A 13,502-nucleotide genomic window follows, 5' to 3' on the forward strand; every position below is an offset into this window, starting at 1 on the left:
GTTCAAAGGACTGGAATTACAGCTTGGTGAGCTCCTGCTCAGCCTGCTTCATCTCTGGCAGATCCTTCAGGTCTTGGCGCTTAGTCATTTCGATGAGCAGCAGCTTGGCAGCCTCACGGTCGGCATACTGGCGCGGTGGCATGTCCGTAGGGGCGGCCGGGCGGTTGAGCTTGATGAAGGCACGTGCGCACTGGAGATAGGACTGCGCCATCACGCTCTTCCACTTCTGATGGGCGATGAACACACGCTGATAGTAAGGGATGGCCTCACCCCATTTCTGGTTGGCGAATTCGATCTCGCCCTGCATGAAGAGGGAGGTGGCATGGGCCTCACCGCGCCATTCTTTGGTGTTCAGAATCTGCACATACAGCTTCTTGGCATCGTCATACTTCTTCAGTTTGAAGAGCGTCTTGGCCTTACCTAGCGTAGCATCCAGAAGACGGGAGCTGGCGGCGTAACCTTCGATGGCCGTGGTGAACAGCTCCAGGGCCTTGTCGAATTCCCCTTTGGCGTAGGCGATCTCGGCCAGGCCCACGGCAGCACCGTCGGCATATTCCGTGTCCTTGTAGAATTCATTCAGGCGGTTGTAGCAGCCGGCCGCCTTGTCCAAGTCCCCTTTGGTGCGGGCATTGTCACCCACCGTGGCCAGTAGCATGGGGCTGAGGTCTTCCGGCTTGGCCACCTCAATGATGACTGCGAAAAGCTTCTCAGCCTTCACGGGCTCGCGCATCACCTTGGCCAGCCAGGCCTTGGCAAACAGGATGCGCATCTGGGCCGTGCCGTTCATGCCAGCCTCAGGCGGGGTGATGAGCTCTTCGAGCTGCTTTTCCACCTGCTCATGAGTGAGTTCTGCAGGTGCCGCTGGTGCGCCTTCCACAGGTGCGGCAGGGCGGCGGCGTTTAGGAGCCACGAGGCTGACGAGTTGCTGAATCAGGCCTTCCACCTGCTCATTGGCTGCATTGCCGATCTTTGGTTTGATCGCAGTGGCGAGCAACTGCTTGGCTTCGTCCAGCTTGTTCTCCTTCACCCGGGCGCGGGAGATCCATAGCACGGCTTTCAGCTCCTGCTCCTCATTGTCCTTGTGGGTGTTCAGGTACTTCTGCCACATGTCGCCGAGCTCCTTCCACTTGCCAGTGCCGGCATAAAGGTCGGTCGCCTGGTCCATGGCGTAGCTGAGCACGTCTTCCGACTTGGCCTTATCCACGCCTGCGGCAAAGTTTTCCAGGGCCTTGTCATAGTCGCCCTTCTGGTTGTAGCCATCGCCTAACAAACTGTGCACCTGACCGATGTTGGGATCGTTCGGCGCATCCTTGACGATGCTCTCAAGATCCTTCATCGCATTGTCGATGTCCCGGCTCTGGAACTTGATGAAGGCCAGACGGTAGCGTGCATCGACGATGAACTGCCCCTTCGGGTTCTCCTTCATGTAGTTATTCAGCGCCTTCGTCGTGTTGATCGAATCGTTCTGATAGAAGTAAATGAGGGCGATGCGGTAGAGGGAGTCGTCCTTATAGGCAGACTCAGGGAACTCGTTTAGCAGCAGCTCATAGGTGGTACGGGCATCGTCAAAACGCTGCATTTCAAAAAGCACGTTGCCACGCAGAAAGCGCAGGCGCTCCTTGTCTGACTTGGGAAAGCCTTCAGCCTTATTGAAAGCGTCGGCGGCATCCTGGAGTTTGCCGTTTTCATAGGCCAGCATCCCGTACATTTCAGACACGGTGCCGAGATCAGCGCCGTCTGGGAACTCGTTGATGTAGCGTTCGCAAAGCTTGCGGGCTGAGGTGACTCGCTTGAGCTGGGCATTGGCAATGATCATGCCGAAGACGCAGCGGTCGCGCTGGGGGAATTCCTTGAACTCCTTGACGATCACATCAAAGGCCAGCAGCGACTCCCAGAAACGGCCCATCTCAAAGTAACAACGGCCCAGACGGTAGTAGAGGGAGGCATCGTAATCCGTGCGCTTTTCGATTTCCTCCAGCAGCCCGTTGTTGGTCTTCAGCTTTTCTTCCAGCTCTTCCTTCGTGCCCTTGATGGGGCCTTTGCCGGGGCTTTTCAGGCTCTGCTCGATCTTGGCGATTACGTCCTTCTGAAGCCGGGTGATTTCACTCTTGCGGCGCACAAACTGGTAGGCGCCCAGGGCCTCGCGGAAGCTTTTCTTTTCTAGCATCTGGTCACCCAGACGTAGGTAGATGTTGTTCATCTGGGCGACGTTGTCACCGCCGGTGGCAAAACCCTTCACCTTCTCCATCAGCTCACCCGCCTGATCCAGTTCACCTTTAGCCACATGCAGATCTGCCGCCATCATCGCGGCCTGGATGGCCTCGGAACTGCGGATGCCACCTTCGAGGACTGATTTCAGGACGGCCAGAGCCTCATCCACCTTGTCTTGCTTTTTCAGCGCCTCAGCCACGAAAAGACCGGCTTCGGACTTGAGATCGGGAGACTGGGCCACCACCTCTTTGAGGATGGTGATGCCTTTGTCTGCATCGCCCTTGTTGATGTAGCTACGGCCCAGGGCCATCTTCACGGGGCTGATCTGCTCCCCTTCCGGGAAGGACTTGATGTACTCCTCCAGGGCCGTGATGGCCTTGTCGTACTCGTTGAGATTGAAGTAGGCGGCCCCTTCGATGAAGAGCACCTGAGCAAAGGGTTTGTTGCTCAGGTTTTTCTTCACCTGATCAATTTTCGAAAGCGCCTCAGGATACTTGGCCTCCTGGAAAAGACGCATGGCCTCGGCCATCAGCGCCTCGGTTTCCTGCTGGATGTTCAGGGCACCGCTAGGAGCAGCCGGAGCCGCAGGCGCGGCCGGGGCTGCAGGCGGTGGGGCCTGGGCAATCAACTGAGGCCCGGAGGCAAGGACAAGAGCAAAGCAGAGAGCGTTTCGCATGGCAGACGGAGACGAGTAAATCATGGCGGACCTGATCAGAACAATCACAATTCTGACACGCACCCCGGGTGGGAATGATCAAAGATAATCCAGGGGCGTTGAATCACAGGGCAATAACCAGACATTTTTCGTGAAAAAGGAAGCTGAGATTACCAGGAGCACTTTTTTTGTCACGAACGATCTGAAACTCGGTCCCAAAGAATGTCAGAAAAATCTGCATTCATGGCACTTCCGGCAAGAGACTGGCGATCCCCCTCAGCCATCGGCGGGTTTTCAAACGTCAACCAAGCGACACCTCGATATCAATACCCAGGTGGATGCCGAGCCACGTAGCCCTTCATCGGGCGTGATTTATTGGACCACCGCGGGCCTTTTCGCTCCCCATTGTAGCCGGTATCCAGGCGCAAGCCAGCCACCACAATGAAAGTGTGGCCGTTGCGTGAGTACACGGTGATGTACTTGCCCACCCCCGCCTTGCCATAGCTACGCAAGCTGCTAGAGGTGCCTGGACTGCTCAAAAAACCGGCCCCATGCAGAACGTAAGACACCGTTCCCGAGCAATCATACCCCGAGTCCACAAAGGAACGATGGCCGCCACCGTATTTGTACGGCAACCCGGCGATGCGATTGCCCGCACTGATCGCCCGCATCACAGGCGCTGGCAGACCTGCCGGCGGCACCGCCTTGCCACCCACAACCACGGCCGTTTTGCCCCGGCTATACTCGTAATCCCAGACTTTTTTCTGCGAAGAACAACTGCTGAGGCAGAGGGCGAGGACGATGAAAAATAAGGGCCAAAAACGGACGGGCATCGGCGAAATTAAACGGCCTTTTCAAAGTGGCAAGGCCCGCCCGTCTTTACACCTCCACCATTAAAAATCCCATGAGGCCGTCCTCATCACCCACAGACCGCCGCTCCCCTTGTGCCAAGGCGACTCCTCGTTATCCTGGAGCCGATGCGCATTTCGGAGATTTTTTATTCAGTTCAGGGGGAAGGCTCGCTCACGGGCGTGCCATCGGTGTTTGTGCGTACCTCTGGCTGCAACCTGCGCTGCACCTGGTGTGACACGCCCTATGCCTCATGGTCGCCGGAAGGCCCCGAAATGAGCCTGGATGCCATCCTGGCGGAAGTGCTGCGCCACCCCACCCGCCATGTCGTGGTCACCGGAGGAGAGCCGATGGTGGCCAAGGGCATCCACGAATTCCTTCTCCAACTGCGTGACGCAGGCAAACACATCACCATCGAAACCGCCGGCACCGTCCTCCCCTCTCCGGTCACCATTGACCTGGCCTCCCTCAGCCCGAAGCTGGCCAATTCCGTCCCCAGCACCGAAAAAGCCGGGGCTGCATGGGCTACCCGCCATGATCAGACCCGCCTTCAGCCCGCAGTCCTGCGGGCCTGGCTGGAGCAGTCCCGGGATTTCCAGCTCAAATTTGTCATCTCCAATGAAGCGGATCTGCATGAGGCTCAGCGGGTTGTCACGGCCATCGGCATCCCCGTGCCTCCAGAAAAAATCCTCCTGATGCCCGAAGGCACCAGCATGGAGATCATGCGCACCCGCTATGATCTCTTGGTCAATGCTTGCCTAACCCACGGCTACCGCCTCAGCCCCCGGCTGCACATCGAGCTCTTCGGCAATACCCGGGGAACCTGATTTAACCGAGGTCCAGTTCATCCTGGGTCCCCAGCAGCCGCCGCATCATGCCCTGGGGATCTCGCATGAATCGGCTGGTGATCTGAAAGTGCTCCGTGTCCTCATAAGCCACTCGTTTGATCCCATCCTCGCTGAACTCATAAATCCAGGCATCGGGGTAGGCCATGAGAATGGGGGAATGCGTGGCAATGATGAACTGCGAAAACTCACCGATGAGATCATGCATCCTCACCAGCAAAGACATCTGTCGCTGAGGTGAAAGCGCCGCCTCAGGCTCATCAAAAAGATAGATCCCGTGGCCACCGAGGCGATGCACCAGCGTCGCGAAAAAGGACTCGCCGTGCGACTGCTCATGCAGGCTTTTGCCCCCATAGGACCAGTTCCCTAACTCATCAATCAGCGTGGCGAAATTATAGTAGCTCTCCGCCCGCAGGAAAAAGCCATCCATGGGCCGGAGATGGCTGCGCGAAAGCGTGATCTTCGAGGTCAGTGCAGACCGATACTCGTGCATCATCAGATTCGTATTCTTCGTGCCGCCCTCCATGCTGAAGCCCAGTTTCTCAGCTATGGCCTCCAGCAGGGTGGATTTTCCAGATCCATTTTCGCCCACAAAAAACGTCACCTTGGGGTGCAGTTCCAAAGCATCCAAATGACGCACTGCCGGAATATCAAAAGGGTAATTTTCAAATCCCGGCACCTCCCCCCGCCGCAGCGTCACCGTGTGCAGGTATTGAGAGGGCGCAGGTTTCAGCATGAAGAACAAACGTTCTGCTTCCTCGCCGCCGCGCAAGCCAGACTTTAGTCCTCCCACAAAGGTCCGCCCACCCAAAAAAGAAACCCCGATCCTGCGTATGCACGCCAGGCCGGGGTTTCATGGGGGATTTAAAAGCGACTCAACCCGCGATTAGCGGCGCTGATAATACTGCTGATAAACGCTGTCATGCAGCTTCAGCTTGGCGCGGATGCTGTCCAGACCGGCATTGTCAGCCTCGATCTGGTAATTCACGAAATAGCCGCTCTCGACGTGGCGTGGGTTGAAGGGGAACTTGCGTTTGCCGAGCTTGTCGATCTGCTCAAGCTTCACGCCGGACTTCTCCATCTCACGGCCGATGCCGCTGACGAGTTCTTCGACGGATTCTTCCTTGCCCTTCATGTCGAGGACGATCATGGCTTCGTATTTGCGCTTCATCGGTGGTGTATTCTGTTGAGGTTTAAGGTTGTTCTTCTTTGCGGTTGAAATAGTTCATCGCGGTCTCCAGCCCGGACTGGCAGGCAAGGCGGACGGCATCTGTAGCACGCTGAATCATGATGGCGAGTTCTGTCCGCTCGTCTTCACGAAATTTTCCCAGCACATGCCCCACGAGACGTTCGCCAGCAGGGCGGCCCGAAGGAGTCGCAATGCCTAACTTCAAGCGAGGAAAGGCATCTGACCCCAGGGAGCGGATCATTGACTTGAGCCCATTGTGACCTCCGGCGGAGCCTGCCAGGCGCATTCTCATGCGGCCCAGCGGGAGATCCACATCATCGTAGATCACAAGGAGTTCTTGAACGGGCACTTTGTAAAACTGGCTCACCAGTTGCACACAGCGCCCGCTGTCGTTCATGAAGGTCGAAGGCTTCAGCAGGAGGGCACCAGGAATTTTGGCTACCCAACCATGCCAGCGTTTTTCCTCCGTGAAGGAGACTCCCGAGAGCCTCGCTAACTCATCCACCGCCATAAAGCCGATGTTGTGACGAGTGTCGCGGTAATCAATCCCGGGATTGCCGAGTCCGATGATGAGCCTGGGTTTCAGGCCGCCAGCGGCGCGGGGAACTGTTTCATCACCGGGCACCGTAGGCGGTTGGAGTCAGACTCCGGACAAGGATTACTTCTTAGCAGCTTTGGCAGCAGGAGCTGCAGCCTTGGCGGCAGGAGCGGCTTTGCCCTTGGCAGCAGGAGCGGCAGCGGCAGGAGCTTCAGGCTCCACCTTTGGCTCTTCGCACATGATGACGACCACATCGTCAGCCAGCTTGGCGCGGACGCCTTCTGGAAGCTTGATGTCGCCCACGTGGATGGCTTTGCCGACCTGGAGGTCAGAAATGTCCACCACGATGCCTTCTGGAAGGTCCTTCGGAAGGCAGCGCACTTCGAGATTGTGGTGGATGGCTTCGATGAGGCCGCCAGCCTTGGCACCAGGGGATTCGCCCGTGAGGTTCAGAGGAACTTCAGCGTGAATTTCTTCGTCCATGGCGATCGCGTGGAAGTCCACGTGAAGGATGCCGCCGCGGAGATGGTCGTGCTGCACTTCCTGGACGAGGGCCAGTTGCTCAGCAGAATCAATTTTCAGGCTCACCAGGATGTTGTCAGAAGCGCTGCTCTCGATGAGCTTCGTGAAGGTCTTGGCATCCACCTGCACATTGGCAGGAGGGGTCTTGCGGCCATAGACCACCGCTGGGATGGAACCGGCCTTGCGCAGGCGGTTGACGGCAGCAGTGCCTTCACTGCTGCGGGGTTGTGCGATGATGTCGAGGATTTTGGCCATGTCCGTGAGTTCTTCTGAACAGTATGTTAGAGGGGAAAAGGGCCGCGAGGATACACGGCCATTTTCAGATGTCAAAGAGAGATGTGACGGACTCGTTGTCGTGAATGCGCCGGATGGCCTGCGCGAGCAGGGGGGCAATGTCCAAAGTCGTCACTTTTTCACCCTGCGCCTGCGGGGTGGAATTGGTGGAAAAGAGTTCCAAAATCGGGGATTTTGAAATGCGGCTGTGGCCCTTTTCCCCTAGCACCGCATGGGAAACACCTGCGTAGATGGCCTTGGCACCGTGCTTCAGCAGCAGCTCTGCGGCAGCCGTCAAAGTCCCGGCGGTTTCCGTAAGGTCATCCACCAGCAGCACATTTTTACCATTCACATCGCCGATCACATTGAGCGCCTCAACTTCTTCGGCACTCACACGATTTTTTGCCACAATGGCCATCGGGGCCTTCAGGGCTTTGGCATAGGCATGAGTCATTTTGATACCGCCGACGTCCGGCGAGACGACCACGAGGTCCTCAATCTGGCGCTCTTTGATGGCTTTCATCAGCACCGGCCCTGCATAGAGATGATCGACAGGGATATCAAAGAAACCCTGAATCTGACCGGCGTGAAGGTCCACCGTCAGCACGCGGTTCACACCACTGGCCACCAGAAGGTTGGCCACCAGCTTCGCGGTGATGGGCACACGCGGGCGGTCTTTGCGATCCTGACGGGCATAGCCAAAAAACGGCAGAACAGCGGTGATGCGGTGGGCGCTGGCGCGGCGCACGGCATCCACCATGATGAGTAGCTCCATCAGGTTCTGGTTCGTCGGCGGGCAGGTGGGCTGGACAATGAAAAGATCGCTGCCACGAATGTTTTCGTGGATCTGCACAAAGGTTTCACCATCCGGAAAGGTGGTGAGGGTGGCCTCGCAAAGCTTGGTGCCCAAATTTTCACAAATCAGGCGCGCGAGTTCGGGGTGCGCTGACCCACTTAAAATCTTCAAGTTGTCCGTCATCGGGCGGAACTAGACGCGCTCGCCATGGAAATCAACTGCCGTTCAAAAGTACATGCGTCCGAATGACGGGTTCCACAGGGAAAGCCTTCAGAGTTGCCTCTGCGATTGCATCCCCTTCCCGCCTCTCTAGCTATCTTTATTATCATGTCTGGCATTTTGACTGAACTTCTCATTCTTTTGGGTCTGCTCCTCCTCAATGGCGTCTTTGCCATGGCTGAGACCGCTCTCATCTCTGCACGCCGCACCCGACTGGAAATGATGGCGCATGAAGGGCAAAAGAGCGCCGTCCAAGCCCTGGAGTTGCAGGCGGATCCGGGGATCTTTCTTTCCACCGTGCAGGTGGGCATCACCCTGGTGGGTATCATCGCCGGTGCGGCCAGTGGTGCCGGATTGGCTCGGGAACTGGAGCCCGCTTTAACCGCCATCCCCTGGCTGGGCCAGTGGGCACCCACGATCAGCATGGTCATCGTCGTCTCTATCATCACCTTCCTCAGTGTGGTGGTGGGGGAGTTGCTGCCAAAGCGCCTCGCCATTCATGCGCCCGAACGCTGGGCAGCCGCCTTGGCAGGGCCCATGACCCGCCTTTCGGCCCTCGCTTCCCCCATCGTCCGCCTGCTGGATTTTTCCAGCGATGCCCTCGTGCGGCTTTTTGGCGTCAAGCCAGGCGCGGAGGAAGTGATGTCTGAGGAAGAAGTGCGCGCCTCCATCATCCAAGGCCACCGAACAGGAGCCCTGAAAAGCCACGAAAAAGACATGCTGGAAAGCGTGCTGGAGCTGGATGAACTGACCGCAGCCGACCTGATGACGCCCAAGCCGCAGATCGTCTGGATCAACCTGGCCGACAGCCCTGAAGAAAACCGCAAGCGCATGATCGAGAGCGGCCACTCCTACTTCCCTGTTTATCAGGGCACCCGCGATGACGTGCTGGGCATGATCTCCGTGAAAGCCCTCTGGAAGGCAGCAGAAAAACTCACGGCCAGTGATCTGCAATCTCTCCTCGTCACCCCGCTCTTTGTGCCGGAATCCATGCCCGCCGCGCGGATCATTGAGCAGTTCCGCAAAAACAACCGCCATCAAGCTCTCGTGATTGATGAATTCGGGGCCATGCAGGGCCTCATCACCCTCAATGACATGATGGAGGCCATCCTGGGCACCATGCCCAATGAACCCACGCCCAATGCCCCCGGAGGGCGGCAGCTCGATGACGGATCATGGCTCGTCGATGGCCAGATGGAAATGGAAGAAGCGGCTAGTCTCACCGACCTGCCTCTCCCTGCCTCTTTTGATGACGATGACTACCGCACGGTGGCGGGCTTTGTAATGCACATCCTGGGGCACGTCCCTGCCGAAGGGGAATCCTTCGACTGGCAAGGGCGCAAAATTGAGGTGGCCGACATGGACCGCCAGCGCATTGACAAAGTGCGCATCTGTCCAGCCGCCACACAGCGGGTGTGATCGTTTAGGCGTGCTGATTTTCATGGGTTAAAAACAGGATCGGCACACGGATCGCTGATTTGCCGAGTGTTACAGATTTGACACATTCCATCGGCTCTGCTCCATCTTGGGGGACCCGTTCATCGCAACGGACTCCCCGACCCTACCCATGATCTCCCTGCAGAAGCTTTTTGGCAAAAACGACATCTTCTACGACCTGCTGGAAGCCAGCGCCGCAGAGGCCCTGCACAGCGTCCAGGCCCTGGGGAAACTCATCACCCAGCCCGTCGCCACCCAGAACCTGGATGAACTGATTCTCACCCGCCGGAAAGACAAAAAGATCACCGAGCAGATCAACGAAGAACTCTGCCGCACATTTGTCACCGAGCTGGAGCGCGAAGACATCGAAGCCCTCTCCAACGTCCTCTACAAGATCCCAAAAACCGTCGAAAAGATCGCCGAGCGCGTCATCATCACGGGTGGGCGTTTGCAGGATGTGGATTTCAGCCGCCACCTTCAGATGATGGAAGAAGCCACCACCACGGTGCTGAACATCGTCAAAGAACTGCGGAAAAAACTGCACCTGGAGCGTGTGAAGGACATGAACGCCAAGCTGCAGCACATTGAGGGTGAGGCGGATAAACTCATGATGGGCCTGTTGAAGGAACTCTACGCCGGCCAGCGCGACCCCATCCAAACCATCATGCTCAAGGATCTCTATGAGCTCATGGAAAAGGTGTATGACCGCTGCCGCGACGCTGGCAATGTGGTGTCCCACATCGTGCTGAAGTATTCCTGATCCGCCTCCGCGCATGACTTCTGCTCTCATCCTGCTCCTGGTGGTGCTGCTGGTGGTGCTGGCCTTTGAATACATCAATGGCTTTCACGACACCGCCAATGCCATCGCCACCGTGGTCTCCACGAAGGTTCTCACTCCCCGCCAGGCTCTCGCCCTGGCTGCCACGGCCAATTTGATCGGTGCCTTTTGGGGCACCGCCGTGGCCAAAACCATCGGTGCCGGCCTGGTGGATATCGCCCACGTCACCACCATGACCATCCTCTGCGCCATGCTCGGGGGCATCATCTGGAATCTCCTGACCTGGTATTTCGGTCTCCCCAGCAGCAGCAGCCACGCCCTCATCGGCGGGCTCTGCGGTGCCACCCTGGCTTCCGCCAACGGCAACTGGCATGTGCTCATTTGGTCCAAGGCGAAAGTGGATGCCAAGACAGGTGCTGTGACCATGGACGGTATTTTCCACAAAGTCGTCATCCCCATGATCACCTCTCCAGTGCTGGGTTTCGTGGTCGGCTTTATCGTCATGGGGCTGCTTTTTTGGCTCATCCGCAACTGGCGTCCGCACACCATCAATACTGTGTTTTCCAAGCTCCAAATCGTCTCCGCTGCCTACATGGGCTTCGGCCATGGCTTTGCCGATGCCCAAAAAACCATGGGTATCATCGCCCTCACCCTCTTCACGGCCACCACAGCAGGAACGCTGGATAATGTGCCTAGCATTTTGGGCTTTCTCCGCACACCGGAGTTTGAGGTGGCGAGCTGGGTAAAGATCACCTGCGCCCTCGTCATGGCCGCAGGCACCTGGGCTGGAGGTTGGCGAATCATCAAAACCCTGGGTCATAAAATGGTGAAGATGAAGCCCGTGCACGGCTTTGCGGCCGAAACCACAGCGGCCACGATCCTCGCTGTCACAGGCCACTTAGGGATGCCCGTTTCCACCACTCATACGATCACCACCTCCATCATGGGCGTGGGCGCAGCCAAGCGCTGGAACTCCATCCGCTGGAGCCTCGTCGAGCGCATCGTCTGGGCCTGGGTGCTCACCATTCCGGTCACTTCAGCCTTGTCTTACGTCATCTACAAAGTGCTGACGTAGGGTGGGGCTGCTCGGCTTCCGGGCAAAAGCCCCTGGATTCCAAAAAGTCGCAAGACCTAACAAAAAGGGTGAAGGCCTTCGCCTTCACCCTTTTTTTGATTCTAATCAGCGGACTCCGAGTCGGCTCGTTACTTCATCGCCAAATTGGCAGCGGCGACGAGGCCTTCTTCGGAGACGATCTTGCCAGCGAGTTCGGGTTTGCAGCTCGTCGTGAGTTCCTCGCGGAATTTCTTGATGAAGCTTTGGGTCGGCCAAGAACAGGCTTCACCGAAAGCGCAGATGGTCTTGCCTTCGATCTGGTTGGCCACGCTTTCCAGGGTGTCCACATCGTCCGGGCTGGCGGTGCCAGCGACGATGCGGTCGCTGATCTTCTTCATCCACAGGCTGCCTTCGCGGCAAGGTGTGCATTGGCCACAGGACTCGTGAGCGTAGAAGTTATTCAGATTGTTGATGACCCAAGTCATGCTGCGGCTGTCATCCATGATGATGACGCCACCGGAACCGGCCATGGAACCACAGGCGGCCATGGTGTCGAAGTCCATCGGGATGTCCGTGATGGTGAGTTCACGACCATCCTTGAGTTTGAATTTCTCATCGGCACGCAGGACTTTGGAGGAGCTACCGCCAGGGATGATGGCCTTGAGCTTACGGCCAGGCTTGAGGCCGCCGCAAAGATCGTTGATCACTTCGCCCATGGTCACCTTGCCCACTTCCACTTCGTAGTAGCCAGGCTTTTGCACGTCGCCGCTCACGCAGAGAATTCGGGTGCCCGTGTTGTTAGGCGTGCCCAGCTTGGCATATTCCGCACCGCTCATCTGGATGATGTGCTTCACATGGCAGAGGGACTCAACGTTGTTCACGATGGTGGGGCACATGTAGAGACCGAGGGCGGCCGGGAAATAAGGCGGCTTGATGCGCGGGTAAGGGCGCTTGCCTTCCAGGGATTCGATCAAACCCGTCTCTTCGCCGCAGATGTAGGCACCGGCACCGCGATGCACGTAGATCTCGCAGTCGAAACCGGACCCCAGAATATCCTTGCCCAGGAAACCTTTGGCACGGGCTTCGGCGATGGCTTTTTCCACAATCTTAGCGGCGTAAGGGAACTCCTCGCGGATGTAAATGTAGGCCAGTTTGGCCCCAGTGGCGAAGCAGGCAATGGCCATGCCTTCCACCAACTGGTGCGGGTCTTGATGCAGGATGTAGCGGTCTTTGAAAGTGCCGGGCTCGGACTCATCCGCATTGCAGATGAGATAGACGGGCTTGGTGTTCGTCGGCGGGATGAAACCCCACTTCACCCCGGTGGGGAAACCTGCACCGCCACGGCCACGCAGACCTGCGGTTTTGACTTCATTGATGATGGCGGTCTTCTCCATCTTCAGCGCCACTTTGAGCTGCTCATAACCGCCATCGTTCAGGTAACATTCGATGGACGGATCGTAACCGACACGGTCAATGTTTTTGAAGATGAGCCGCTTCTCACGTGAGTGCGGTTCTTTGCCAGGGAGATACTGAACAGCGGAGGCCATATTTTGCAGTATCAAGCTACGCTTGGAGGCGGCAACCGGGATTTGTGAAAAATTTCACAAGCGACCGATATGGAGAATCTTTTTTTCGGTCTGCTGAGGCAGGCCAAGCCGCTTAACCCCGCTTTTTCAGCAAAATGCGCTTAAAACGGCTGTCTCCACCGTCCAGGCTCACGCTCTGCACTTCGGGATCGTTCACAAAGACATTGTGGATCAGGCGGCGGTAGTAGCTGTTCATTGGGTCCAGGGTCTGGCTCTGACCCGTAGCGCGGACGCGCTCGCCCATTTCGCGGGCCTGTTCCACCATCTTGTCCTCGCGGATGGAGCGGAAGTATTCGATGTCCACCCGGATGCGCGGGGCCTGAGGAATGTGGCGCTGGAGGATGCGGTTCACAAGATACTGGATGTCCTCCATGGTCGCGCCTCGCCGGCCAATGAGGAGCTGGGAATCCTCCGTGTGGAGTTGGAGGGTGGGGCCTTCGGGGCCTTCTAGTTCGTCAATCTTCACCGTGAAGCCGAGGTAACCCAGCATGGTATCCACAATCTGGCGGGCGTGAGAGAGAGGAGTCATGGCGCGTAAGCTCAAAGTACG

General features: G+C 57.4%; 13 protein-coding genes. 4 read left to right on the forward strand and 9 right to left on the reverse strand.

The window, feature by feature from the left end; all coding sequences use genetic code 11:
• Nucleotides 1–16 precede the first annotated feature (16 nt).
• Complete coding sequence (locus ABEB25_RS07230; protein ID WP_345735725.1) at nucleotides 17–2,887, reverse strand: tetratricopeptide repeat protein; 2,871 nt, start codon at nucleotides 2,885–2,887, stop codon at nucleotides 17–19.
• 302 nt (nucleotides 2,888–3,189) lie between these two features.
• Nucleotides 3,190–3,699, reverse strand: coding sequence for a C40 family peptidase (locus ABEB25_RS07235; protein WP_345735726.1), 510 nt, complete (start codon nucleotides 3,697–3,699; stop codon nucleotides 3,190–3,192).
• Between the two features lie 111 nt (nucleotides 3,700–3,810).
• Between ABEB25_RS07235 and ABEB25_RS07240 the strand changes: the two genes are divergently transcribed.
• Nucleotides 3,811–4,542, forward strand: a complete 732-nt coding sequence (locus ABEB25_RS07240) for a 7-carboxy-7-deazaguanine synthase QueE (RefSeq protein WP_345735727.1) — start codon at nucleotides 3,811–3,813, stop codon at nucleotides 4,540–4,542.
• A 1-nt stretch (nucleotide 4,543) separates the two neighbouring features.
• On the opposite strand, the gene ABEB25_RS07245 is transcribed toward ABEB25_RS07240, so the two are convergent.
• The 5 genes from ABEB25_RS07245 to ABEB25_RS07265 all read right to left on the reverse strand — a co-directional run bounded on the left by ABEB25_RS07245 (nucleotide 4,544) and on the right by ABEB25_RS07265 (nucleotide 8,061).
• Nucleotides 4,544–5,296 (reverse strand): AAA family ATPase, encoded by a 753-nt coding sequence (locus tag ABEB25_RS07245; protein ID WP_345735728.1) that lies wholly within the window; start codon nucleotides 5,294–5,296, stop codon nucleotides 4,544–4,546.
• A gap of 150 nt (nucleotides 5,297–5,446) precedes the next feature.
• Nucleotides 5,447–5,731: a 30S ribosomal protein S6 gene (locus ABEB25_RS07250; RefSeq protein ID WP_184211879.1), complete on the reverse strand. Its 285-nt coding sequence runs from the start codon at nucleotides 5,729–5,731 to the stop codon at nucleotides 5,447–5,449.
• Nucleotides 5,732–5,753: 22 nt separating this feature from the next.
• Nucleotides 5,754–6,374: an aminoacyl-tRNA hydrolase gene (gene pth, locus ABEB25_RS07255; RefSeq protein ID WP_345735729.1), complete on the reverse strand. Its 621-nt coding sequence runs from the start codon at nucleotides 6,372–6,374 to the stop codon at nucleotides 5,754–5,756.
• Between the two features lie 33 nt (nucleotides 6,375–6,407).
• Nucleotides 6,408–7,064, reverse strand: a complete 657-nt coding sequence (locus tag ABEB25_RS07260; RefSeq protein ID WP_345735730.1) for a 50S ribosomal protein L25 — start codon at nucleotides 7,062–7,064, stop codon at nucleotides 6,408–6,410.
• Between the two features lie 64 nt (nucleotides 7,065–7,128).
• Nucleotides 7,129–8,061, reverse strand: coding sequence for a ribose-phosphate diphosphokinase (locus tag ABEB25_RS07265; RefSeq protein ID WP_345735731.1), 933 nt, complete (start codon nucleotides 8,059–8,061; stop codon nucleotides 7,129–7,131).
• Between the two features lie 144 nt (nucleotides 8,062–8,205).
• Here ABEB25_RS07265 and ABEB25_RS07270 point away from each other — a divergent pair, with 144 nt between their 5' ends.
• From ABEB25_RS07270 to ABEB25_RS07280, 3 genes are all read left to right on the forward strand, one after another.
• Nucleotides 8,206–9,516, forward strand: a complete 1,311-nt coding sequence (locus ABEB25_RS07270) for a hemolysin family protein (RefSeq protein ID WP_345735732.1) — start codon at nucleotides 8,206–8,208, stop codon at nucleotides 9,514–9,516.
• Between the two features lie 148 nt (nucleotides 9,517–9,664).
• Nucleotides 9,665–10,294, forward strand: a complete 630-nt coding sequence (locus tag ABEB25_RS07275) for a DUF47 domain-containing protein (RefSeq protein WP_345735733.1) — start codon at nucleotides 9,665–9,667, stop codon at nucleotides 10,292–10,294.
• A gap of 13 nt (nucleotides 10,295–10,307) precedes the next feature.
• Nucleotides 10,308–11,387, forward strand: a complete 1,080-nt coding sequence (locus ABEB25_RS07280) for an inorganic phosphate transporter (RefSeq protein ID WP_345735734.1) — start codon at nucleotides 10,308–10,310, stop codon at nucleotides 11,385–11,387.
• A gap of 128 nt (nucleotides 11,388–11,515) precedes the next feature.
• Here ABEB25_RS07280 and nuoF read toward each other — a convergent pair whose 3' ends face one another.
• On the reverse strand, nucleotides 11,516–12,913 hold the full coding sequence (gene nuoF, locus ABEB25_RS07285) for an NADH-quinone oxidoreductase subunit NuoF (RefSeq protein ID WP_345735735.1): 1,398 nt from the start codon (nucleotides 12,911–12,913) through the stop codon (nucleotides 11,516–11,518).
• Nucleotides 12,914–13,025: 112 nt separating this feature from the next.
• Nucleotides 13,026–13,481, reverse strand: a complete 456-nt coding sequence (locus ABEB25_RS07290; protein ID WP_184211898.1) for a Jag family protein — start codon at nucleotides 13,479–13,481, stop codon at nucleotides 13,026–13,028.
• Between the last annotated feature and the right edge of the window lie 21 nt (nucleotides 13,482–13,502).

The organism is Prosthecobacter algae (assembly GCF_039542385.1).
Classification (GTDB): Bacteria; Verrucomicrobiota; Verrucomicrobiia; order Verrucomicrobiales; family Verrucomicrobiaceae; genus Prosthecobacter; species Prosthecobacter algae.